This is a genomic window from Lysinibacillus sp. EB271-A1-10B, from assembly GCF_058791335.1.
In genome coordinates, this window is sequence record NZ_JBYTDL010000018.1 from 75,183 (window position 1) to 98,989 (window position 23,807).

At 34.4% G+C, this 23,807-nt stretch carries 18 protein-coding genes; all 18 read left to right on the forward strand.

Translation table 11 applies throughout. From position 1 onward, the window contains the following. Positions 1–220: 220 nt before the first annotated feature. Complete coding sequence (locus AC3WSK_RS19535) at positions 221–742, forward strand: hypothetical protein (protein WP_492535098.1); 522 nt, start codon at positions 221–223, stop codon at positions 740–742. Beyond that, positions 742–1,497 (forward strand): hypothetical protein, encoded by a 756-nt coding sequence (locus tag AC3WSK_RS19540; RefSeq protein ID WP_492535099.1) that lies wholly within the window; start codon positions 742–744, stop codon positions 1,495–1,497. The genes AC3WSK_RS19535 and AC3WSK_RS19540 overlap by 1 nt, the downstream gene beginning before the upstream one ends. A 37-nt stretch (positions 1,498–1,534) precedes the next feature. Further along, entirely contained in the window at positions 1,535–2,302 is a 768-nt protein-coding gene (locus AC3WSK_RS19545) for a YomU family phage tail tube protein (protein ID WP_427482195.1), read from the forward strand. 94 nt (positions 2,303–2,396) lie between these two features. Continuing rightward, the gene (locus AC3WSK_RS19550; RefSeq protein ID WP_079561201.1) at positions 2,397–2,879 is read left to right on the forward strand and encodes a YomO family phage-derived protein; all 483 of its coding nucleotides are present in this window, start codon (positions 2,397–2,399) and stop codon (positions 2,877–2,879) included. Between the two features lie 15 nt (positions 2,880–2,894). Continuing rightward, complete coding sequence (locus AC3WSK_RS19555; RefSeq protein ID WP_492535101.1) at positions 2,895–3,353, forward strand: YomN family phage-derived protein; 459 nt, start codon at positions 2,895–2,897, stop codon at positions 3,351–3,353. A gap of 13 nt (positions 3,354–3,366) precedes the next feature. Next, the gene (locus AC3WSK_RS19560) at positions 3,367–4,326 is read left to right on the forward strand and encodes a tyrosine-type recombinase/integrase (RefSeq protein WP_079561199.1); all 960 of its coding nucleotides are present in this window, start codon (positions 3,367–3,369) and stop codon (positions 4,324–4,326) included. A 106-nt stretch (positions 4,327–4,432) separates the two neighbouring features. Then, positions 4,433–11,491: a phage tail tip lysozyme gene (locus tag AC3WSK_RS19565; protein WP_492535102.1), complete on the forward strand. Its 7,059-nt coding sequence runs from the start codon at positions 4,433–4,435 to the stop codon at positions 11,489–11,491. Then, positions 11,492–12,091 carry a distal tail protein Dit gene (locus AC3WSK_RS19570; protein WP_427482185.1) on the forward strand — a complete coding sequence of 200 codons (600 nt, stop codon included), beginning with the start codon at positions 11,492–11,494 and terminating at the stop codon, positions 12,089–12,091. It begins immediately after the preceding gene. Then, the gene (locus tag AC3WSK_RS19575; RefSeq protein WP_492535104.1) at positions 12,091–12,750 is read left to right on the forward strand and encodes a hypothetical protein; all 660 of its coding nucleotides are present in this window, start codon (positions 12,091–12,093) and stop codon (positions 12,748–12,750) included. The genes AC3WSK_RS19570 and AC3WSK_RS19575 overlap by 1 nt, the downstream gene beginning before the upstream one ends. A 4-nt stretch (positions 12,751–12,754) precedes the next feature. Then, on the forward strand, positions 12,755–13,396 hold the full coding sequence (locus AC3WSK_RS19580) for a hypothetical protein (RefSeq protein ID WP_427482181.1): 642 nt from the start codon (positions 12,755–12,757) through the stop codon (positions 13,394–13,396). 16 nt (positions 13,397–13,412) lie between these two features. Then, positions 13,413–17,420 (forward strand): phage tail protein, encoded by a 4,008-nt coding sequence (locus AC3WSK_RS19585; protein ID WP_492535106.1) that lies wholly within the window; start codon positions 13,413–13,415, stop codon positions 17,418–17,420. Positions 17,421–17,431: 11 nt separating this feature from the next. Next, entirely contained in the window at positions 17,432–17,911 is a 480-nt protein-coding gene (locus tag AC3WSK_RS19590) for a hypothetical protein (RefSeq protein WP_492535107.1), read from the forward strand. A gap of 13 nt (positions 17,912–17,924) precedes the next feature. Next, a complete protein-coding gene (locus AC3WSK_RS19595) occupies positions 17,925–19,079 on the forward strand; it encodes a hypothetical protein (protein WP_492535108.1) in 1,155 nt (384 codons plus the stop codon). A gap of 17 nt (positions 19,080–19,096) precedes the next feature. Beyond that, positions 19,097–19,849 carry a hypothetical protein gene (locus AC3WSK_RS19600; protein ID WP_492535109.1) on the forward strand — a complete coding sequence of 251 codons (753 nt, stop codon included), beginning with the start codon at positions 19,097–19,099 and terminating at the stop codon, positions 19,847–19,849. A 124-nt stretch (positions 19,850–19,973) separates the two neighbouring features. Then, on the forward strand, positions 19,974–20,573 hold the full coding sequence (locus AC3WSK_RS19605) for a hypothetical protein (RefSeq protein ID WP_492535111.1): 600 nt from the start codon (positions 19,974–19,976) through the stop codon (positions 20,571–20,573). A 102-nt stretch (positions 20,574–20,675) separates the two neighbouring features. After that, positions 20,676–20,894 (forward strand): hypothetical protein, encoded by a 219-nt coding sequence (locus tag AC3WSK_RS19610; RefSeq protein WP_492535112.1) that lies wholly within the window; start codon positions 20,676–20,678, stop codon positions 20,892–20,894. A gap of 467 nt (positions 20,895–21,361) precedes the next feature. Beyond that, a complete protein-coding gene (locus tag AC3WSK_RS19615; RefSeq protein ID WP_492535113.1) occupies positions 21,362–22,582 on the forward strand; it encodes a discoidin domain-containing protein in 1,221 nt (406 codons plus the stop codon). Continuing rightward, on the forward strand, positions 22,582–23,760 hold the full coding sequence (locus AC3WSK_RS19620; RefSeq protein WP_492535114.1) for a discoidin domain-containing protein: 1,179 nt from the start codon (positions 22,582–22,584) through the stop codon (positions 23,758–23,760). The genes AC3WSK_RS19615 and AC3WSK_RS19620 overlap by 1 nt, the downstream gene beginning before the upstream one ends. Positions 23,761–23,807 lie beyond the last annotated feature (47 nt).

Here is a 23,807-nt window from a genome sequence, read left to right on the forward strand (position 1 = left end):
CCTTGTATAATGACTGACAAGATTTACTCTCAGGATGATAACTCTCTATTCCCTTTCCTAATGGTTCAGTTATTTTAAAACTACCTTAGCAAATCACATTCCTGAAATTAACTCAACTGTAACCATATATCAGAATCAGTATCAAGTTACCGTATCAATGGAACATGTAATGGAACGGTATTGGTTACATTGAAATCCAACTGTAAAGGATTCCAATAACATGATTAAACAAAGTTCAACAGTAGAGTTCTTCTCAAACATATATCAAATTTTAATCACTGATGAAGAACTAATGAGATTATTAAAATATGAGCCTAAAGGATATGACACTCAAGAAAACTACCATCCCGACCCACTTGACCCTGAGTTACCAAACTTAGTAAACATTGAAAGTGATGATTATTGGAAACTAGTTGACGAGAGAGTTGTTTTAGGCGAAAAAACCTCTGACCTAATAGAAAATAAACTATGCAAGATTTACATTTACGAAGGTAGACGTAGACCTGTAATTGAAAGCTATCTAGTAGCACAACAAGAGGTTAACATTGACATTTTTATTCATGAATCATTTGACAGAGATTTAAGAATATCACGAATATCTGACAGGATTAATGAGCTGATAGCGTTAGAGCGTATTGCAGGCTTTGGTAAGCTCGAATACAAATCAGGCAACCCTCGTGAAGCCCCAACACATTATAGACGCTTCTTACATCAATACACAATGAATGTGAGTAAGAAATAATGCACCACATTGAAAATCTAGACTACGATAAGAATTTATTTATTTTCGGTGAAACAGTAGATACGAAATTTGGTTCTATCAGATTTTTAACCTATCGAGAATATCTTAGTCATGCTGCTGAGATAAATCTTATCGCTCAAAACTCTCTACACATCTACTACAACTATAGGAATCAACTAAAAGAAGCTATGGCAGATGAATCAAGTCTAAAAGCCTTAATGGAAATCAAGGAAGCAGACCTATTAGAGATTGTTCTTAGTACACGACAGTTGTTAAATGCTTATTTGAAGATTTTTCAATTAGTGTTTGATGGAAATGAAGAAATACAATACGAAATAATCTTTGAATCTAGTGAGAGTTTTCACTTTGTCAGAAGATTAATTATGGATATGAATGTAATCACAGAAGACAAGGTTTCTCCTAACGAAGAAATTCAAAGAGCTATTGAACGCTCTAGAAGATTTAAACAACAATCCTCACAGGAGCAGACATTTGTTGATATTGTTACTTCTATTGTCGCAAGTACAAGTAACAGTTTTGATGATGTATGTAGAATGAACATTTTTCAAGTTTACGCTATTTATGCTCGTGTTGGAGCTATCTATAACTATCAGACATCTACCCTATTTGCCACAGTTGCAGAGAAGGTAAACATTGAATCTTGGAATAAGCATATTGACTTATTCAAATTAGAAGATGATGTAATATCTAAGAATGAATTTGACAAGAAATTTGGTGGGCTACTTCAAATGTAGCTCATACACAATATAAATAAATGGAGGAATTTACTCAATGGGTAAAATCGTAATTCAAGACACAGCAGATGTAACAATCACTGACCTAGAAACAGGTAAAGTGGTACTAAACGCGGAAGCGCAGTTAGCAGGTATCAAAGGCTCTATCTCAGAAGAAGACCTTAAAGGCGGTATCGGTAACAAAAAACTTTACAAAATTCGTACTGACAAAGCAATTGATTTAGCAATGCGTTCAGCAGTAGCTGATATTGAGTATTGGGCAATGACTCAAGGTGTAGCTGTAGAAGAAAACGGTAAAGGTCAATTCACAGCAAATACTAAAGGTATTGTTGTTGTAGACAGCGCCACTTCTGCAAACGAAATCGTATTACCTGATGGTGCTATCGTAGGAACTAAAGCACAAGTTGAACTACCTGATGGTACGCAAGAGACTTTAAATGTTGTTGTTTCTTTAACAGACAAAACTAAGAAAGCTGTTGAATTAGCAGGAGCTAATGGCACTTTCAAAGCAGGACAAGAGTTACATGTATTCTATCAAGAGGAAGTAGAAGGTCAAAGAATTTCTATTGATTCTACTAAGTTCGCAGGAAAATACAGAGTAGAAATGAAAACAATTGCTTATGACTTAGATACTGCAAAAGTAAAAGCAGATATTCTATTTGATTTCCCTGAAACAATCCCTAGTGGTGAGTTTGATATTTCATTAGAGAACGGTAATGTTTACACACCTGAAATCAATTTTGCAGTAATTAATCCTAAAGGTGCAGATGAAATGGGTTCAATCCTGCTTAAACCACGTAAATAAGAAAAATAATAATATGTTATAAAAACCAGGGCGAGAGGTCAACCTCTCCCCTTTTTATTTCTAAACTATTAACCGATAAAAAGGAGATTTTACCATGACAGCAAAAAGACAGTCACCAATTAAATTAAAAGATATTCTAGCAGAATCTAAGAAAGTAGATGTAATGTCTACATTCGTAGTTGACCCTGAGACTAAAAAAACAGTTAAGTATAACGAATACTTTGACCGCACTCAAGTTGAGAAGCTAACTCTTGAGCTATTCAACGATATGCAGTACGCAATCGAAAAAGAATACAGTTTCTTTGAAAGTGAAGAACAACTAATTAAATATGAGCTATTGCTTATTATTAAATACTTCTCTCACTTTAAAAATGAAATCGGTGACACGTTCGAAGAAAAGATTATGGCAATGGAAGCATTAATGAAGATTGGTTTATTTGACCTATTCTTCGATGAAATTTTTGACCAAAATCAAGTTGGAGAAGTAATCGAACGTGTAAACAAGGTTGCTGAAAAAGCTGTATTGGCTCAAGAAGCAATTAATGAAGCATTAGAAACAAAAGGAGATTTTAAATAAGTTAGGGTGATGTAATTGCCTACATTCAGTAATATCAAGGATTTAGAAAAATATGTTCAAGGTAAAGTGAAGGACACCATTAAAAGCCCACAAGTTCTAAACGTGTTTAGACACGCAATGGTAGATTCTGTTTACACAGAAGTCTATGACTATTATGAGCGTAGTTATGATGCTGGCAGTCTTTCTGACGCTAGAAATATGGTATTTACAAAACATAAGCTTAATGGAAATACCTTCACTTCTGACTTTGAAAACCTCACTAGTGATTCAATGGATGGCTATTTTATTTCAGAGCTAATTGAAAATGGTAGTGATGTACAGCACACCTCTAGCAATTCTGAGAATGGTTGGTATAACCCTGATGAAAAATGGGCTGAACCTAGACCATTTGCAAAAGCAACAGCAGAAAAGCTAGATAAAACTACTTATAACAAACACCTTAAAAAAGCTTTAGAGCAAGGTATCAACAATTGAAGGAGGTGAGAAAATGGCAATTAAAATACCTCCTGTAACTAATGAAGAATGGCTTGAATGTAATGAGTGGAATAGAAAGATTGTTAATAAGTTCTTGAAACAACAACATCTATCAGATAAAACACTTAAACAATATACAAGCGCATTAAAAATCTTTGTGAGATATGTTAAAGATGAATTTGACAACAGCCCTATCCACAAATTAAAAGCAAGACACGCTTTAGATTATCAGAATCACTTGATGTCATTAGAGTTATCTTCTAATGCTGTTAAGTTCAAACGCTCAGCAGTAAGTTCACTTTGTAACTATATTGAACTTTACTATGGCGAAGACTACCCTGAATTTAGAAATATCTTCAACAAGGCTATTCCCTCCCCTCCTAAACAGCTTGTGAGAGAAAAGAATATTGTAGCGAAAGAAGATATTGACAGGCTTATTGCAGAGCTTGAAAAAGAAGGTGAGTATCAAATGATTGCTTACTTCTTATTAAGCTACAGCACAGGCGCACGTAGAGCAGAAATTGCTCAGATGAAAAAAGAGTTCTTTGATATGCCTAAGGTAAAGAACAAAGACTTCTACGCAACACCTCATGTTCGTGGTAAAGGTAAAGGTAAGGTTGGTAAACCGATCAAACTGATGTATAGCGAAGAAGCTAGACAAGCTATTTTAAAATGGCTTGAAATTCGTGGTGAAGACGATAACCCATATGTTTTCGTTCGTAAGTTTAAGAATGGTGAAACAAAAGAACTTAGTCCTGACGCTTTCAATGCGTGGTTTACTAATAAGTTCAATTATATCTTAGGTTATAAACTAACACCCCACGCACTTAGACGCTCAAGAGCGACACACTTAGTAGTTGAAGAAGGAAAAGACATTAATAAAGCTAAGGTACTTTTAAATCACATCTCTACTGAAACAACATCTATCTATGTTATAAAAGATGATTCAGATGAACTAGATGATATTTTCTAATACTTTGAATTACATCCCTACCCTATTTCGGTTAGGGGTTTACTTGAGGGTTTTAGACTGCAACAAAATAGTTGCACAACGACGAATAAAGAAGGAGCTAAACATTTTGAGTATTACAAATAACGAAGTAAAGTTTTTGGTTTCGTTAGATATTGATAAAGATAAATCCAAAAAAAGGATTGATACATTCTTATCTAAAGAAATGAAAGATAAAAAACTAACTTTTGGTGTAAATGTTGGTGCATCTAATAAAAACATCAAAACATTTTTAGACAAGCATAAAAATAAAAACATTAACCTTAGTTTTGATGTTGCAGTTGGACAAAGTAAAGCAAACATTCAAACTTTCCTAAACAACCAAAAACAAGCTAAGAAATCTTTGATTTTCTATGTAAATGAACAAGCAACACAAACTACAGTCAAAAGTGCTTTAAAGAAAATTCAGGTGCAACCACTACAGATTTCTTTTGGTGTAAATTATCAACAATCTAAAGCAAATATTAACGAATTTATAGAGACTGTTAAAGTAAACCAAAAACCAATTGAGCTTATTTTAGAAAAAAAGGCTAGTGTCGAAAACATTAATAAAAGCCTAGAAAAAATTATTTTCGCTAAGGCAAAAGTAAAACTAGAACTTGCTAAAGGCGCATTTAATCATATTAAAGACACTGTTGAAACGAAAGAACTACAAGGTCTTAAAACTGTTATGGAGCTTGATGTTGAAAAAACGAAGCTACGCATTTCAGAACAGATTAATAAAATGTCTTTACCGAAGTTCAAAATTGATGTTGTCGCAAATGTTACACCTGTCGTTAGCTCAGAAACAGTACAAGCTACTGTTAAAGAAGCACCTTCTCATGTAAAAGAAATACCCTCACCTCCTACTGACTTTAATGAAACTATTGGAGCACTTAAAGAACTCCGCTCTATTCTTGTAGATATTAATACTAAAGTGACTGACTTGAAAAAAAATACGTCTGAAGATACCAGTCTTGGAAAGCAAGTCTCAGACTATTCATCTAAAGCTATAGAGTTTGGCCAAACAATTTCTTCAATTGCAGAAGCATCGGATGCAGCATCGAATAGCACATCTAAATTTTCTAAAGGTGCTAATATGTTATCTACTGCCTTAGGTGCTGTTGGTGTTGTTGGTTCGATAGCAGGCGCTGCTATTCAATTTGTTACTGCTAGGTATGAAGAAGCTCAAAAAGCTAAGGAAGAACTTATCGCTAAAAATGAGCAAGAAATAAAATCATACGCTGAAAATGAAAAATCCATTGATAGTTTATTAGTTAAATATGACAATCTTTCACAAGAAAGCAGAAATTTAAATAGTGTAGGAAAAGAACTAGACTCTAATAAGTATAAAGAATTACTTGACACTCAAAATGAACTAGGTAAATTAATGCCTGATTTAGTTCAAGGTGAAGATGAATACGGTAATAAAGTCCTTGTTTCTACTACACAAGCAAAAACTAAAATTGAAATTCTACAGCAAGAGCTTGAGATTCAGAAAAAACTTAATGCTGAAAAAGCTAAAGAAGAACAAGAAAAAGCTGACGATACAGCTAGAGACACTATTAAAGACGCTAAAAAAGACAAAGAAAATGGTCTTGAACATGCCTATAACCTTGTTTACCAAATGGAGCTTGTTAGTAATAGATATTCAGAACTAAAAGGTAAACTTACTGAGGGAATAGAGATCAATGGTGACGCATGGTATAGCACTAAATCTGTAAATAGCATAGATGATGTAGCACTCGCTATCGACAGAGTAAATGAAGCCCTGAGCAAGAAAGAGGAATTAAACTTAACTGATGGCGCTATTCGTGATTTAGAGAGGACTCAAGCAGGATTAGAGACAATCCATCTTGAGCTTCTACAAGCTCAAAATGATATTATGTCAGGCTTAAATGTTCTTAAAGTAGGTTACAAACAAGACATAGAAGAAATCATCAAAGTATCAGGCGACTTCTCTAATGAAGGTCAGCAAATGTTTGAAGACGTTGCTAAAAGTGTTGTTAACTTAGCTAACTCTGAAGAGCAATTAGATAGTTTTAATGACGCTGTAACAAAAGCACTAGGTAAGAAAAATGCTAATATTGAAAACGAGTTTGATAATTTAGCACAAGCTATCACAGATATGAAAAACAGTGGTGTTACTGACGCTAAAGAACTAGAATCTAAGTTTGGCGATTCTATGAGAGGTATTAGAGATAGTATTCTTAAAGCCCTAGTTGATTCAGGTATTAAAGAAGGTTCTAAAACATACAAGGATTTCGAGAAAATTCTTAATGATTCAATAAATACTAACCTTGAATATCAAAAATCTATTAACGAAATTATGGTAACGCAAGGCAAGAGCAAAGAAGAAGCTATTGAGTGGTATGACACACATTCAGAGGGAAAAGAAGCAATTGAGGACGCTAATAAAACTATTAAAGAATATGCTGAGTCGATTAGGAGCTATAGCACTCTAGGAGAGCAAATGCTAGGTGTCACTGATAAACTTATTAGTGAAACAGATGACCTTGTTGGTGTTCATAGCTATCTTGCAAGTGTTACTGATAAAACAACAGATGAAACTAATATGCTAGAAGAAGCCATGAAAAAACTCAAGGCTCTATACCCTCACCTAATCAAAAACGGTGAGCTTCGTATTGAGAATGTTAAAGCTGAAAACGAAATGAACAAGATTCTTGCTAAATCTGCAGAAAATATGGCAGACGAAAGATACAATGCAGAAGAAGAAGCAACTTACTATTCAGCTATTGGTACGAAAGCTCGTATTGATAATCTAAAGTTAGAACTAGAAGCCATTCTAGCAGTAAGCAAAGCTACTTTTGACAAGTATGAAGAAATTCAAGCTAAGTATGAGAAGTTTGGGGCTTATAGTGAAACTAACAAAAATGGTATCACAGAGTCAGAGCAAAGATACCTTATGAGTGCTTCTCAATCTCGTGGTAACTATGTTGGCTATGGCGAGTATGCAGATAAACTCAAAAAGCTTGATGAATATACTAATGACCTTAACTCTAGTATCAATAAGCTAAGTTCTTCTAATGACAATCTTGCTAAAGAAACTGATAAATCAAGCAAGTCTACAAGCAAAAATGCTAAAGAGACATCTGAACTAGAGAAAATCTCAAACAAATATACTCTAACACTTGACAAGATTAATACCGCTATGAAAGAAGTAGAAAGTAGGAAAAAGAAATACCCTACTTACTCTAAGCAGTATAGACAAGCTCTTGCTGATGAAATCAAATTAATTCAACAGCAAATTGACTTACAAACACAAAAAGCAAATGACCTATCAGGTGTTCAAGGTACTTCTAGTGGCTCAATCTATTCTACACTTGGGTCTGTACAACCTAAGGGTTGGTCAGGCAAAGTTACTTCTAATTTTGGTACACGAGCAGACAACCACAAAGGTATCGACATTGATGGAGCAATCGGTGATTTATTACAATCTAACGTTTCAGGTAAAGTTGTAGCAAAAGGTAAAGACAATGTTTCAGGCAACTATGTTTATGTTATGGATTCTAATGGTCTTAAACACTTCTACGCTCACTTAGATAGTATTGCTGTTGCAATTGGTGATGTTGTTGATGTTGGTACTAAACTTGGTACTATCGGTAACACAGGCAGTACCTCTAAGGGTAAAGGCGGTGATGGTTCTCACCTTCACTATGGGATTAAACAAGGTAACACTTGGATTGACCCATCTAGCTACGCTCAAAGCGCTCGTAGTGGCGTTCAAACGTACTCAAGCACTAAAGTAAGTGGAAACTCAACTCAAGCCACAGTTTGGAACTTCTTTAAATCTAAAGGGCTTTCTGATGTTGCAGTCTCAGCTATTATGGGTAATATGCAACAGGAATCAAGCTTCAATAGTTCAGAAGTTAATAAAACAACTGGAGCGTCAGGATTGGCTCAGTGGACAGATGGGCGAAAAGCAAACCTACAGAGTTACGCTAAGTCTAAAGGCACTAATTGGACAGATGTACAAACTCAGCTTGAGTTTATGTGGCAAGAGCTTAATGGTGCTGAGAAGAAATCATTAGCTGTACTTCAAAAGCAAGGTCTTTCTGTTGCAGACATGACTAAGCAATTCGAAAACGCATTTGAACGTAGTGGAAACTCAGCTATGGCTAAACGTCAAGGTTACGCAAACAACATTTACAACACTTATGCAGGTTCAGGAGCTACAGCAGGTGGTGGCCCAGGTAATGATGATTACGCAAGAGTGCAATCTGAAAGACAAAATGCGCTACAATCTGCCATTGACCTAAAAGACAAGAAACAAGAATATGAATTTGAGATAATAAAATCTCAACTTGCAGAATATAAGCGCAATAGAGATATTGAAGACTTAGGTATTGCTAAACAAGCAGAGCTTCAAAAAAACATGCTTGAGTACAACAAAGAGTATGAAAACAGCGTTAACAAACAATATACTGCGGAACAACGTAAGCTTAAAAGCTATCAACAAGAGTACGCATATATTCAAAAGATATATGACGCAGGTGGATGGACTATAGCTCAACAAGACGAGTTGATTGATAGAAGATACGAATTACAACAACAAATGTTGGAGTCTCAAAATCAAATCAAAGCGTACTATAACGAAATTATCAGTGGTAAATTAGCAGGCTACGATTATAAGAATGATAAGTTTGCTAAAACTCTTGAGTGGGAAGAAGTTAAGATTCAAGCACTTGATAAAACTAGTGAGCGCTACAGAAAAACTCTTGAAATTATGGGTAACACTCGTCAAGGTCAAATAAAAACAGCTAAAGAAGAACTTGACTATATTAACAAAATGCTAAGTAAAGGGAATCTTACAATTGAAATGTATGAGGAACTTACACAACGAGCAGATGAACTTAAAAAAGGTCTTGTTGAACTTAATGACGCATTACACCAAGTAAACTATGAAATGGTTCAAGCAGTTGCTATTGGTGCTGACCTTAAAATTGATGATATTGACTTTGAGATTGCTTACAATGATTCACTAATGGGTCTTTATGAATCAGACTCAGGAGACTATAAAGCAGGTCTTGAGTTCAAGTTGGATAAACTCAAAGAAAAATATAACTTAATTGAGCAAAAAGGCTTAGACATTCAAAAAGCCATGAAAGGCAAAGACTTAGGTGTAAAAGAACTTCAAGACCTTGAAGAACAGCTTGAGGATAATGTCTTGGCATTTATGGAAGTTAAGAACGCTATTCAGGATACTGAGGACGCTATTAAAGAGTTCACAAAAACAATTGATGAAAAGATTGAGGAAAAGCGCAAAAACTTCGCAGAAGAAATGATAAAAGCCTTAAAAGACGCTATTAATGAAGCTAAGGATATTCAACTGAAAGCTATTGACAAGCTTATTGACGCTGAACAAGAGCGTCATGAAAAAGTGATGAAACAGTATGATGATGAACTCAAAGCTTTTACAAAAATCATTGACGCTAAACGCAGAGAAATTAGTGACGCTGACAGAGATAGAACATATGGCAACAAGTTAGATGAACTTACGACTCAAAAACAAGAACTGCAAAATAAATTAAATCTTCTATCAAATGTAAATACCTACGAAGGTATCAAAGAGAAAGAAGAACTTAAAAAGCAAATTACAGAGATTGAAAAACAAATTGAAGAAGAAAAATATCAGTATGAGAAAGAACTTCGTGAGCAACAGCTTGACGATATTCTTGAAGAAAAAACTGAAAACATTGAAGAACTAAAAGACAAAGAGGATGAATACTCTAAAGAGGTTCTGAAAAATCTTAACAGGCAAAAAGAGTATTGGGAAAAATACTACACTGACTTGCTAAATGATGAAAAAGAGTTCAATAGACTTAAAAAGCTTATGATGGAAGGTCACTACGAAGAGATTACAGCAGAATACAATAAATATATTAACATGCTAAAGGCTAGTCTACCTGACCTTGAAGATACGTTCGATGGTACTATGGAAGCTGTTGGCAAGAAAATTCGTGAGAATGTAATAGATGAAATGGAAAGCCTTAAAAATAAAATCATAGATGTACAAAATGAAATCTTGAAACTAAATGAAATGAAGGACAAGGTAACAGGTGAACATGGGAGCATTGGTGACATACCTAACGTTAATCACACAGTTGAAGACGCAGGCAAGAAAGACCCTCTAAGTGATGCTGACTTGAAAGTTCTTTTAGCTAAGTTTATGAATGAGGAAATTGCAGGCAAACTAAATCCTCAAACAGATGCAGTTAGAATTAAAAACATCAAAGATAAAGCTGATAAACTTGCAAGCGAAGGTAGAAAAGAAGGCTCTCAAATAGACGCCAACCAATCATTAGGCTCTCTCTTTGACTCAATGTCAAAAGAACAACTATCTCAAGTTGGTGGATACTTCGATAAAAATGCTAGTAATAGTGGTTTCTCTACACAAGAGTACTTAGATTACATCAAAGAGTTTGGTCAAACAGCAGAAAAAGGAAAAGTTATGACTCATGGTGATAAGCAGGTAATGCTTGCAAAATACATGAAAGAAACTCTAATGCCTCAAGCTGACACTAAATCCAAAAAAGATGCCATTAATGGGACAGCTACAAAAATTGCTGATTCAGGAAGGAAAAATACTTCTCTTATCTCCCCTAACGTTTCCTATGAACAATCACTTAGCAAGTTATCAGGTAAACAACAGGCAGAACTTGGTCAGTACATGTTGGATAACTCAGGTGTTATTAGCTTCACTGAGCTTAAAGATATTTTAATTAGATATGCTAGTAATCTAAGATTAAATCAATCTAATGATTTTATTGGCTCTCCTGCTAGTATGGATGTAGGTGGTATGACTAAAGGCTTTGGCTCTACAGGTGGTACAGATGGTAAAGGTGGTAGATTAGCTCTACTTCACCAAAATGAGATTGTGAGCAATCCCCTTGACACAGAACGCATGTTACGCATTTCTTCTATCATGGACAATGTAATGCGAACTATCAACGGTGCAATCGCCCTCCCTACTCAACCAAAAGTAAGCACAGTTAGTACACCAACATCAACAGATAACTCAACTGTTGTTCATGTCAATATTGACAAGTTTAATGGAACTAAGAACGATATTGATAAATTGGGCGACCAAATTAAAAACAGACTATTAAGAGAGAAAGGAAAACGATAAATGAAACAAGCAATACAATTTATGTATGATGGTGTTTCTTCTGAGGATATGGGAGTTTTTATTGCTTGGAGTGACGATGGTCTATTCGAAGAAAACTTCCTCCCTAACAGACAAATCATCGAGAAAAAAATAGCAAATCGTGAAAAACCTTACTTTCAGAGAGTGGAACATGAGCCACTCTCTTTTAGTTTGTCTTTTGCTATTGCAGATTGGGAGAACAAAGACACGCTGAGGAAATTAGCTCGTTGGTTCTTCCAACCACATTATAAGCCACTAGTGTTTGATTCAAACCCAAATAGAGTGTTTTATGCAATGTTCGAGGGTGATAGTCAACTATTTCACAATGGATTAAATGAGGGATATATCGAATTAAATATTAGATGTGATTCCCCATACAGCTACTCTTTTGAACAAACAAAGGAAAACATTGAGCTTCGTGATATTAACGTTGGTTCTAATGTTGTATTAGATGATTCAAATTTCTCTTTGGGAGATATGAGCAATATGCAAAATACATCTAATGGTTTAACAATAGACACTACTCTATCAACATGGGGAAATGTCTATGCAACTACTAGTAATTGGGGAGGAATAACTTAATGGAAAAAACTAATGGTGGATTAGAACTAGATATTACTACTAATACCACATTTGATAATGATGATATAAAAGAAACAATTGTTAACTATGGTAAAAATTTTTCCGCTATCGAAAAGTATTTAAGAGAATCAACAAGCTCACCAAATAACCTTGCTGTTGGTCAAATGATTGAAAAAGGAAAGATTATTTGGAATGAAAACCCTGTGATCGGTAGTTATGTTGGTTGGGTAAATATTCGTGAAGGTAAACATGCGCCTAGTTGGAAACCAAATGTTAATTACACTGTAGGTCAAGAAATTAAAGCAACACCTGATAATGGAAACATTTATCGTTGTGTAACAGCAGGGAAAAGTATGGTTAACTCCCCTACTTTCCTTCAATCAGAAGGTGTTGAGTTTTATGATGCCATAGGCAATAAGTGGTTTCCTAACTACAACTATAAAGTTAATGATGTAATCTTCCCTACAAACGGTAGTAAATTATATTACTACATTTGTGAAACAGAAGGCTTAACAGGTGAAAATGAACCTGTATGGTCAAGTGTTGTAACAGAGACTACAGTAATTGACAAGTCTGTTGTGTGGAGAAAAGAAGCAACAGTTAAATGGAAACAAGTAGGTATTTCCTCAGAATTTAGACCATTCGGTAAGGTTGAGTGATATTATGACTAATTGGTCAAGATTGAGTGTTCCTAGAGGTATTTATACCTCCCCTCCTTTCTTCATTTCAAATGACTTAGACAAATATATCGCAAATATCAAAGAGTCAGCAATCAACATTCACAACCAAACGATAGAATACTATTATAGAGTTTCCTACAATCAAAACGAATGGACTGATTGGAAAAGAATGTACATAACTTCTTATGACCTCTTAGATGAATATGTTTTGACAGGTTTGTATATCCAATTTCAAATAGTCATGGTTGCTGATAATGAGTCTGTCAAGCCTTATCTACAAGCCTTTGAAATGAATTTAAAACCATATGGTTTCTTAGAGAATACAGGTGACTTCCCTATCAAACCTAAGTTATGGATTAGAAAGAAAAACGGTAAAGGAAATATTGCAATTATTAACTTTACAACAGGTCAAAGAGTTGAGTTTAAAGACCTTAATAACAACGAAGAAGTATATATTGATTGTGAGAACGAAGAAATTGTTTCAAGCAATCAAGTTAACGGTGTTTACAGGTATGATTCACATAACGATGAATACCTAGAGCTAATTAGAGGAAGCAACTACATCACATCTGAGGGTGACTTTGACCTCGACATTAGACATAAAGCAATACTTCTACAAGAATAAACAGGAGGAATGAATAGTGAAGATAGGTGAAATTGATTATAACCTAAAACTACCTAAAAAAAGTCTTTTTCTATGTAAACCAAATAAAAGCACTATCGCTAAAATCAATGAAGCCTATGATGTACAATACTACACAAAGTTAAGTACAGTTAATGAGCTTTCATTCAAAATTCCAACAATCATTATTAAAGATGAAGTCCCAATGGATAATCCAAATATCGAGCGTATTAAGCACCGATATATTTTTAAATATGTTGTTGGTAATATGACTGAATATTTTCTTTTCAATGAGTCTAATAAAGGTTATGGTGATGAAGATTATATTGAGTATAGAGCTTACTCGTTAGGTGTTCAATTAGGCGATAAAAATGTTCGTGAATACGAAAAAGTTGGTAACTTAAAAGAGGTTGCAAATGGTGTTCTTGAAGATGTTTACGGTAGCTTGTTAGAAGTTCCTATTAAACGTTGGACTGTCGGTTATGTTGACAGCTACTTCACTACTTCCGAAACAGCAGAAAGAAAATACAATGTAAGCTCTATGTCCCTATTAGAAGTTATGTATGACATTGCGACTAAATGGAACGCTGTAATCAAGTGGAACACTGAGGATTTAGTAATCGAGTTTCATAAAGCTGAGAATGTAGGATTAAATAAAGGATTTTATATTCGTGATGGAAAATACTTAGAAAGCTTTGACCTATCAGTTGATAGTAGCACAACAGTTACTCGCCTAAGAGCATTTGGCTCAGATGGATTAACATTCAGAAAAATAAACCAACTTGGAGAAGACTATATACAGGACTTCTCTTTTTATATGTATCCATTTGAATATGATAAAGAAAACAAAAGAGTTATTAAAAGCTCAGATTACATGAGTGATAACTTATGTATTGCGCTAACAAAGTATGAAAACTTAGTAAAAAGCTTAGAAAGTGACTTTGAAACTATTTCTAAGAAAATCGAAGCTCTACAAGCAATCCTTACAATTGAATCTGATAGACTTTCTAAAATAACAGTAGAAAGAATGCTATTAGAAGATGAAAGGGATGTTCTTTTAGCTGATTTCCAAACTGATAAGAGTCTTTGGGGTAAAGATGGATATAACGACAGAGGCACTAAAGATGGAACTGAAAGACATGCTGAGGTAATTGAACTACTTAGAGCAAAAGAGATTGAGGAATCTAACCAAAAAGCAGTCGTTGACAATGCTAGATTCGATGTACAAGATGCAGAACGTGAAAAGCAAGTCCACTTAGATAAACTTAAACCTTCTACTAACTTTACTAATGATGAATACGCAGAGTTACAAAACTTTATCATTGTCCAAGAGTATACAAATGACTCTATCACTCACCCAGAAGATTTGATGAAAGAAGCTAAAACAATCTTCAAACAAAGTCAAGAACCAAAGATTCAATTAACTGTAAGCATTATTGATTTCCTCTCAGTTATAGAGTGTCAAAATGATTGGGATAAGTTAGGTCTAGGTGACAGTATCAGAATACGATACGATAGGCTCAAAGTTAATATTCTAGCAAAAATCATTGAAATCAATTATGACTTAGAGAATTTTGAAATCTCTTTAACTATCGCTAACGAGAAAGACCTCAAAGATGGTAGCGCATTGTTGATGGACTTGCTAAATAAAGCAGACCTCACTTCTACTATTGTGTCGATGGACAAAGATGGTTGGAATCTATCGAAAGAAAACAACGGTAAAATCAATGAAATTATCAACAATAAGTGGGACTCATTAAAAAATGCTGTCCTAGCAGGCTATGACCAACAAATAACTATCTCAGAGCGTGGTATCATCGTTAAATCGCTTGACGACCCCGATAGTTGGTTAGTTATTCAAAACGGCTTCTTGGCTATCACAAATGACCGTGGTAACACATGGAAACATGCAATCTCCAAAGACGGTATTTGGGGCGAATATATCTTCGGTAAACTTATCTCAGGTGTTAATTTATATATCGAAGATGAATCAGGAGCATGGAAAACTCAAGGCTCACGTACTACTATTTATAACGCAGATGGTAAAGAAGTTATGTGGCTTGGTCTTGTTTCAGATAATCTCCGAGATCAATTTGATAATATTATTCGCCAAGAAAAAGGAGAATGTTTCGGTCTAAAATCATGGAACACTGTAACAAAAGTCGAAGTAACTGACTGTGTTGGCTTCGCTATCTCAAGATGGAAAAATGATGATTGGCAAAAAGTTATGTGGGCTAACCCTGACGGAACACTTTATACGAAAGATATGGTTGCGGAAGGAATTAAGATTGTTAATAATGTTGGCGACCTTATTCTAGACGCAGAGAACAATTTCTTTGATGTAAGTATTTTCGATAAAATTGTTGCTGACGGAAAACTAACAACTCTTGAAAAACTACAGATTACTACAGAATTGCACCGCATACACGCCGACTACAAAGCCCTTCTCAAACACGCTGACAAATATAATAAGAGTGAAAGAGACAATGAAACAGACTTTGATGAAGCATGGAATCAAGATGAAGGTAGATTCCCTACTACAATATCTGATATTGAGAGATACAGCACAAAAGACCTCATTGAAAAATATACAGCTCTTGTAACCTACCTATCTCAATTCCTCCCTATTACTAAAAAAGGTATCATTAGAGATGAATTTCTTGAGATTGACCAAAAGCACCCACTGATGGAAACAACGAGTGAGATTGCTGATAGAGGTTTCTTTATTCAAGTATTTAGAGACTATCATGAAGCATCAACAAAGCTTAAGCAAGCTATTGAGGATTCGATTTTCTATTCAGGTATTAATATGGGAAGTTACTATAACAACCTTATGATGGGTAAACAAGGTTTCGTAGCTGTCAGAAATGATGGTAGATATCGTGCTTACCTTAATGCTACCAACGGTCTTGCTCTAGAGAAATGGGAGCATGGGAAATGGGTTAAGAAGCTCTACGCTTCGTTAAATGACCCTTTATGGGATGATGGCACATTGATTGCAGAAGGTCTTGTAACTAAAAATCTACGCATTGTAGACGCTCATATGAACGAGAAAATCACTTTTGATTGGTATAAAGGAATCACAATTAAAGGTGACAACAACGGTGCTATAATCTACCTTAATGCTAATGATGGTATTAAAATCACAGTTAATGGAGATAGAAAGTTTTGGGTTGGTTTGGATGGTAGACTTTATGCGAAAGACATTACTACTCACAACCTTAAAATTGTTGACGGTAATTTAGGTGAGAAAATTGTTTTTGACCACCAAGAAGGTATTACAATCTATGGCGATAACGCTGACATCTTCTTAAATGCCAATGACGCTATAAGAATTAAAACAAAGAGTGGCGAAGATAGATTTTGGGTTGATACTGATGGCTCACTATTTGCTAAAAAGCTATATATCATGGGTGATGATGATAAAATGATTGAGGATATTGATGGCTCATACATCTCTGACTTAACAGTTAATAGTCTGAAAACACTTGGAAAAGGAAATACAAAACAAGATATTATCCATATTGCTAAAAACTTCATGAGATTTAATACTTTCTTCTCAGGTAGTGAAAAAACAAAGTTAGAGTTCACTTACGAAGGTACAGGCGATACCTCCTTCCCTGTTATGATTTTCGGTTCAGGAAATGGCAGAGGATATGGTAGTGGTTCTGAGCAAGCAAAAGTCTATAAGGACAATAAAAAGTTTGCTATTGAGTATGACGCACCTAATGGAGTTATGACTAAGTTCTACTTCAATGAGTCAGATACAGATGATGCAGGACAAGCAGTTTACTTCGAGTCTAAAGGTGGAGTTCGATTCCACTCTGATAAAAAATTCGTTGCTAAGACTGACCTGTATGAATTTTTCAGAGTTGTTAAAGGGCAAGATGCTAAAATGCAATTTGGTCAATATTCATGGATTACTATTGAAAAGGATAATCTCATGATTCGTTTTGATACTAATAACTACATCAAAATTTCAGCAAGTGGTGTTGAAGTCAAGGGTAATAAGATTAGCTTAAACTAGGAGGATTCTATATGGCAAAGATAGCTCTAAAAGACTCTACAATATCTGATACTACTGCATCTAACCATATCACATATAAAACTTATGATTATATGGGAAAAACCCCATCATACTGTGTATCTTGGGATGACGAAGGCTATTGTAATGATTGGGATTCTGACGACATTTATGAATGGGTAAACCATCAAACATCTGCAACAGTTAAAGGTAAAGCAGTTTCTACAGTAACAAATGTAACAATTGAAGGAAAAGTACCAATTGTCCAAGGAGATAAAACAACAGAGAATGACTCATATTCGCTACCTAGTGGTGGCATATATGTTAGTGGTTCTCACACTAATGCTCAAGGCTCAGTAACAGTTGGCAATAGTAACAATGTATTTATTAATGGTAAGTCTGTTGCTACTGACAACTCTACTGTTACTACACATGCAGGAACTAGCTCAAAAATTAATGGTGGAGCTAGTTCTACTGTAACAATAGGTTCATAAAGAAGGTGAGAATTTGAGAACAAAACAACCAATAAACTATTTAGAGTTTAACAACCCTATTCATATAGTTTGGCGTAAAGGAACACCAAATGACCCTTTCGTTGATAGATTAGACATTACTCGTGTAGTTAATCAACGTGTGGCTCTATTAGAAATTCCTGATGAACTATATCGAGTAAGGATTGCAAACATGTTCGAAGTAAACTATGAAAAGTTTATTAAGAGCAGTTTAGGAAAAAATGAGTTTTATTGTGATTACACAAATGGTTTTATCTTCTTTAATGCAGATAGAGAGGCAGAAACAATTTCTATTGTGTATAAAGGCCGAGGTGTCATTCTGTACCCTTCTAATAGGATTATTCACTACGATGGCACTGATAGCACAGAAACACTATTTAAAATCATTGAGGAAGCAAAAACTCAGGTTCAAGAATTAATCGGTCAAACTGCTAACTTTGAAGAAGTTTTAGACAACATGATTGTCGCTACAAACTTAACAAAAGAAGCTACCGATATTGTTCTTGAAACAAATAATAAAGCTCTACAACACATTGAGCTTATCAAAGATGCCTATGAAACTACTGTATTAATCTATCAACCTTATGTGCAAACACAAGCTGATATAGCGAAGAAGTACCCTAACCCACATGTTGGTTGGACTGTTCAAGTATATGACACAGGTATTCGCTATCGTTGGAATGGTAAAAATTGGATTCCTATAGATTCTTTAGGTGGTAACGTTCCTAATGCTACAGATAAATATGCTGGTCTTATGTCAAAAGAGCATTATATCAAAATGGAAGACATTAGTGCTGAAACAGATTACAGAACTATTGTTTTCATTTGTCCTCAAGAAGTTCTACAAGGTATCCAAGACCCTCATGTAGTATTCCCTCACGATGGAGAAATCTTAGATGTTGAAGCATTTGTCTCAAAAAAAGGAACTGTTGATACATCAATAAACGTTGAATTTTCAAAGGATTTCGTCAATTGGGCTACTATTATCAACAGTCCTGTTATCATCAAAGCAGGAAATCACAAAGATAATAGACAACATAAGTTAACAAAAGCAAAAGTTAGCAAAAATGATGTTTTCAGGTTGAATGTGACTAATTTTGATAATGACACATACAACCTGACAGTAAATATAAAGATTAAAATTAACTAGAAAGAAGGAATTTTATTATGGCAACAAACGAACCTATCGTATCTTGGTATGAAGGAACAAATGAATTTTCTAAGAAAGTAGACTACACAGTAAACTATAAAACAGTTGATGCAGGTAGTAAATCAGATATTAAGGTTTTCTATATTTGGAACAATCGTGGAGGAACAGTAGATTGCTCTAAAATGGAAGAGGTAGTTTTCACGACTAGAACCCGAGACGGTGGTGATGGAAGCGCACAAGGGAATGTCGTTGAAGCTGTTCGTGACAACTGGTTTAATGTGAAAGTTGACAGTTTAAATGAACAAGGTTGGACACCTGTTGGTAAAGGTGGTGTAGGAACACGTAACCCTAGTGGTACAAAAGATTTAGGAACTACAGGTACTACAACAAATGTAAATGCTAAAACTGCTCAAGTGTGGACAAGTGATAAAAAATTAACACTAGACACTTATGTTCAACCAAAAATTGCAAATGGCTTCATTTATAAAGTAACTAAAGCAGGAACTACAGAACCCACAGAACCACAATGGATGACACAAGAAGGAAGCCCTGTAATTGATGGTGAAATAGAGTATGTGGCTATCAAAATTGACAAAACACCTAATGCAAAAGAGATTTTAGGTTTTGCAAACAACACTGACATCAACGGTACTAACGCTGACTCAGCAGGCGGTAACTTTGTTAAGATTTCTGTCCACGCAGATGTGCCTATCAAAGCGTCAGCAGGTAAAAACCTGTTAGTACAACGTGTTTCTTATCGTTACGTGTAAAAGTAATATAATTATATCCAAGAAATAAAACATTGATTTTACTGGGTAAGGGGCTTTCTCCCCTACCCTACTTTTTATGTATTTTTTAAAGAAAACTTCAATGTAATGAAGGAGATTGATAAAAATGTTATTCACAAATTCAGAAAATTTTCAAGCAATCAGTATTCCATTTAACTGGAACGCTGATTACGCAAATGGTAAAAACTATGCTGAGTATGACCTACTCACGCATAAGAAAAATGATTTCTATTTAATTCAGAAAAATCAGGTCATACGTTTTGGTTTATTCGGTCAAGGGATGAAGCTATTCTTCGAAATGTCCGATGGTTCTTTTAGCATAAATGGTAGAAGAATTGAAATTGAGTACATAGATGATGAAGATGGAAAAACATATCATTTAACAACAAACTTTGAAAACAAAGACCTCATCACATATAAAGAAGCATACTCTGATTACAGCAACGTTCAAGGTATTCAGCAATCAAATATTAAGTCAATTAACTTTGGCTACAAGACAACTTACACGAAAGATGATACTCAACTATACTTTCAACCTGTTGTTTCAATTCCTTTTGATGAAAGTGCTTTTATTGAAGTTAAAATCACTTCCAACAAATCAATGAGTGGTCATTTGGTATTCAAGTCAAGTGGGATTGAAATAGAACGTTTTTATGCCCCTTTAGAGTCTCATACAGCAGGTCAATTGAATTGGGTTATTAAATAGTCACGAAGAAAGGAAAATGCTCATATGGCTACTGTAGGCGGTAATACAGAGAAGAAAGAAATAGGACTATCCATCGGTGTTTAAGGAACACATGATAAAACCATGATTGACAAAACAACAGGCTATCTACGGTTAGTTGACGTTGATGGTCAAGGAAATCCTGTTTATATAGAACAAGGTACTTGGACTTCTGACGCAATTGATTCAGGAGATATTTTCCAAGAGTTTGAAAAAGTTTTTACAGATAATAAATTAAATGGCGCAAGTTCATACGCTGTACTAACAAGAGTTTCTGACAATGGTATATTTTGGTCTGATTAGGTTGCTATTGCAGAAGATGGAGCAATTCAATCTGAAACTAAGCAATATATCCAAGTGCGAATTGATTTATTTGCAGGATTTGTCACTGATACATTCTTGATTTCAAATTCAGATTTTAAAGAAAATGATTATATTGTACAGAATATTACAGTAGAAAGTGGATATAGAGCGCCCTACCTTAACATCTAACACTTCTTCTCAATTAGGATTTCCATTTGCATCTACATAGTTTACAACTTCCTATGCTCCTTGGAAAGCTTTTGATAAGTCAGATACAGGCAACTATCAATCTACAAATAATGATATAACAGGTGGTCACATAGGTTTTAGTTTTAAAAATCCTATTGTCTGCTCCAAATATAAAATGCGAAGTTTTACCACTACAAATCTAAGTAATATGCCTAAAAATTGGGTCTTAGAAGATAGTGTTGACACAACAGATGGAGCAAACGGACTGAGGTGAAATAATGGCAACCACGAACATACCAAAAAATGCAAAACGAATGGCTAAATTTAATTTTATATCTTCAAACTATGTAAGTTCAGTAAACACACATGCTAATACGCAGACACCACTTAACAAATTAATGGAAGTTTTACATGATGAAATAACATCTAAACAAGGAACATATGGAGCTGTACTGCTAGTTGGTGGTACAACAGCATATTTAGAGTTTAAAGTAGAAGAAGATTGTAGATTTTGGGCTACTAGTGGAATGTACAGTGATAGTGGTGGAGCGTCAGGAAACGAATTAAACATCTTCAAATACAACAACGAACTTCAAACATACCAACTATTCAAAACTGTATCAACAACTGCTACAGAAGATTGGTATGTTGTTTGTGATTTACTAACTAAAGGAACATATAAAATTCAAGCTAAAGGAAATTATGTTCAATTCAACGAATTTTACTTTGAATCCACTGTAGAAAATAAAACACTTATTTTACATGATGGTGAGTATAAAAAATGGAATCTAGGAGAGGTATCAGTTGCTTCTACAAACGCTGTACCTACAATGACTAGTAATAATACTCCTAGTGGCAAGGTTACTACTAGCACAGCCTATGACAAAAACTATGAAGGATGGAGAGTTTTCAACAGAAACGAATCAGATGGTTGGACTACGCTAAATGGAGTTAATGCTAATCAGTGGATTCAATATGAGTTTCCTACAGAAAATGTTGTTTCTTCATACAGTCTTCTTCCATTTAGCGACTCTACAATAAATCTAACTCAAATGCCTAATACATGGCGTTTTGAAGGTAGTAATGATGGTAGCAATTGGGATATTCTTGATAGTAAAAGTGGCGCAGTTTGGACTTCAAAAAACTACAAGATATTCCCTATTAATAACAATATGTTCTATAGGTTTTATAGATTGTTTATTATTAGTAACAATAGACATACAAATATTTCTACTGCTGAGATAAAAATAGAAACTAAAGATTTAATAACAAATCGAGGATGGTCTACAGTATCTTCTACCCTACCTACTTCAACTAAATTCTTTGAACAAGGAATGGACAGTCTATCTGTCATTGACCGCACAGTAACCGAACTAGAACCTCTGACAATGACAAATAATGAGATTTTAGGTGTTGGTGAGATAGGAAAAGTATTTAGTAAAACAATAGATTTAAAGAAGTATTTTGATATTAGAAGTGTTAGAACCGAGGTGAAATAATGGCAGTAAGAGAAATAACTTTTAAGTGTACTAAAGCAAGCACATACTACACTATTGGAGGTGTCAGAATCTATGATAGCAATGGTAATATATATCCCATAAAATTTTCTTCAAAGAATAGTCTTACAACTAATACATTCTACATTCAGGGAACAGATATAACAGGAACTGTAAGTGTCACAAATAGTTATGGCGGTTACTATTTTGTTGACTCTCCTTTTGATACTGATAAATCAATTGTTACTAGTTATCCAAATTATAATTATTGGTTAAGTAGCTCGGCAGACACCATTAAAATATCCTTTGATAAAGGCATTAGTATAGAAAAGATTGACTTTGTTCCATATTCCGGTAATGGTGCTGACAGAAAAAACAACGCAGTTGAAATAATAGTAACAGATGAATATAAAAACACATTGTTACAAGAAATATACAACACTTCATCCTATGTAGAGAATCAGGTCTATTCAGCATTGACACCAAGTTTATCTTATCACAAAAATATGTTATTAATCTCTAACAGTAAAACATACTCATTAGAATCAATCAATACTTGGTATCAAACTAATATGACCGCTAACAATGCTCCTTCCCCTTTAGTGGCGAGCGCTAGTAGTGAGTATAGTACAGTCATACAAGCTTGGAGAGCTTTTGATGGCAAAATCTCTAGATGGGAGTCTAAAGGTAATGGAGAAGCTTGGATTCAAATTAATTTTGGTAAAGTAATCAAGGTAAATAAAATGACACTAAGAGCAGATGGAACATATCCTGAAAGAACACCAAAAACATTTGAAATTCAATGTTCAAATGATGGTGTTTCTTTTGTTACCATATCGTCAATAACAGATGAAAAATCTTGGAGCAAAGGTGAATCTAGAGAATATCATTTTAACAACAATAAAGGGTATTCAATCTATAGACTTAGAATTACTTCTAACTTCAATAATGCTACTAATATGGTAGATGAAATTGTTTTTGGTTATGAAACTATGATACTACAAACTATTCCATTTATTTCAAAAGAAAACTTCATTAAATATGGTGAAAATTCACTATCTAACATTAATAAAATTATTACTAATAAAAACTACCTTTTACAAGATGAGCTATCAAAAAATTCTGACGGATTATGGACAACCACATTAGACAGAAAGCCTTTGAGCATAGGATTTAATTAATAAAGAGAAAGAGCAGGTGGAATTATAATGCCTAAAACAAAAATAAA

What these genes read in the sequence shown, in the direction of transcription:
- AC3WSK_RS19535 (WP_492535098.1), top strand. Translation starts at nt 221, where the DNA reads ATGATTAAACAAAGTTCAACAGTAGAGTTCTTCTCAAACATATATCAA.
- AC3WSK_RS19540 (WP_492535099.1), top strand. Translation starts at nt 742, where the DNA reads ATGCACCACATTGAAAATCTAGACTACGATAAGAATTTATTTATTTTC.
- AC3WSK_RS19545 (WP_427482195.1), top strand. Translation starts at nt 1,535, where the DNA reads ATGGGTAAAATCGTAATTCAAGACACAGCAGATGTAACAATCACTGAC.
- AC3WSK_RS19550 (WP_079561201.1), top strand. Translation starts at nt 2,397, where the DNA reads ATGACAGCAAAAAGACAGTCACCAATTAAATTAAAAGATATTCTAGCA.
- AC3WSK_RS19560 (WP_079561199.1), top strand. Translation starts at nt 3,367, where the DNA reads ATGGCAATTAAAATACCTCCTGTAACTAATGAAGAATGGCTTGAATGT.
- AC3WSK_RS19570 (WP_427482185.1), top strand. Translation starts at nt 11,492, where the DNA reads ATGAAACAAGCAATACAATTTATGTATGATGGTGTTTCTTCTGAGGAT.
- AC3WSK_RS19575 (WP_492535104.1), top strand. Translation starts at nt 12,091, where the DNA reads ATGGAAAAAACTAATGGTGGATTAGAACTAGATATTACTACTAATACC.
- AC3WSK_RS19580 (WP_427482181.1), top strand. Translation starts at nt 12,755, where the DNA reads ATGACTAATTGGTCAAGATTGAGTGTTCCTAGAGGTATTTATACCTCC.
- AC3WSK_RS19590 (WP_492535107.1), top strand. Translation starts at nt 17,432, where the DNA reads ATGGCAAAGATAGCTCTAAAAGACTCTACAATATCTGATACTACTGCA.
- AC3WSK_RS19600 (WP_492535109.1), top strand. Translation starts at nt 19,097, where the DNA reads ATGGCAACAAACGAACCTATCGTATCTTGGTATGAAGGAACAAATGAA.
- AC3WSK_RS19605 (WP_492535111.1), top strand. Translation starts at nt 19,974, where the DNA reads ATGTTATTCACAAATTCAGAAAATTTTCAAGCAATCAGTATTCCATTT.
- AC3WSK_RS19610 (WP_492535112.1), top strand. Translation starts at nt 20,676, where the DNA reads ATGATTGACAAAACAACAGGCTATCTACGGTTAGTTGACGTTGATGGT.
- AC3WSK_RS19615 (WP_492535113.1), top strand. Translation starts at nt 21,362, where the DNA reads ATGGCAACCACGAACATACCAAAAAATGCAAAACGAATGGCTAAATTT.
- AC3WSK_RS19620 (WP_492535114.1), top strand. Translation starts at nt 22,582, where the DNA reads ATGGCAGTAAGAGAAATAACTTTTAAGTGTACTAAAGCAAGCACATAC.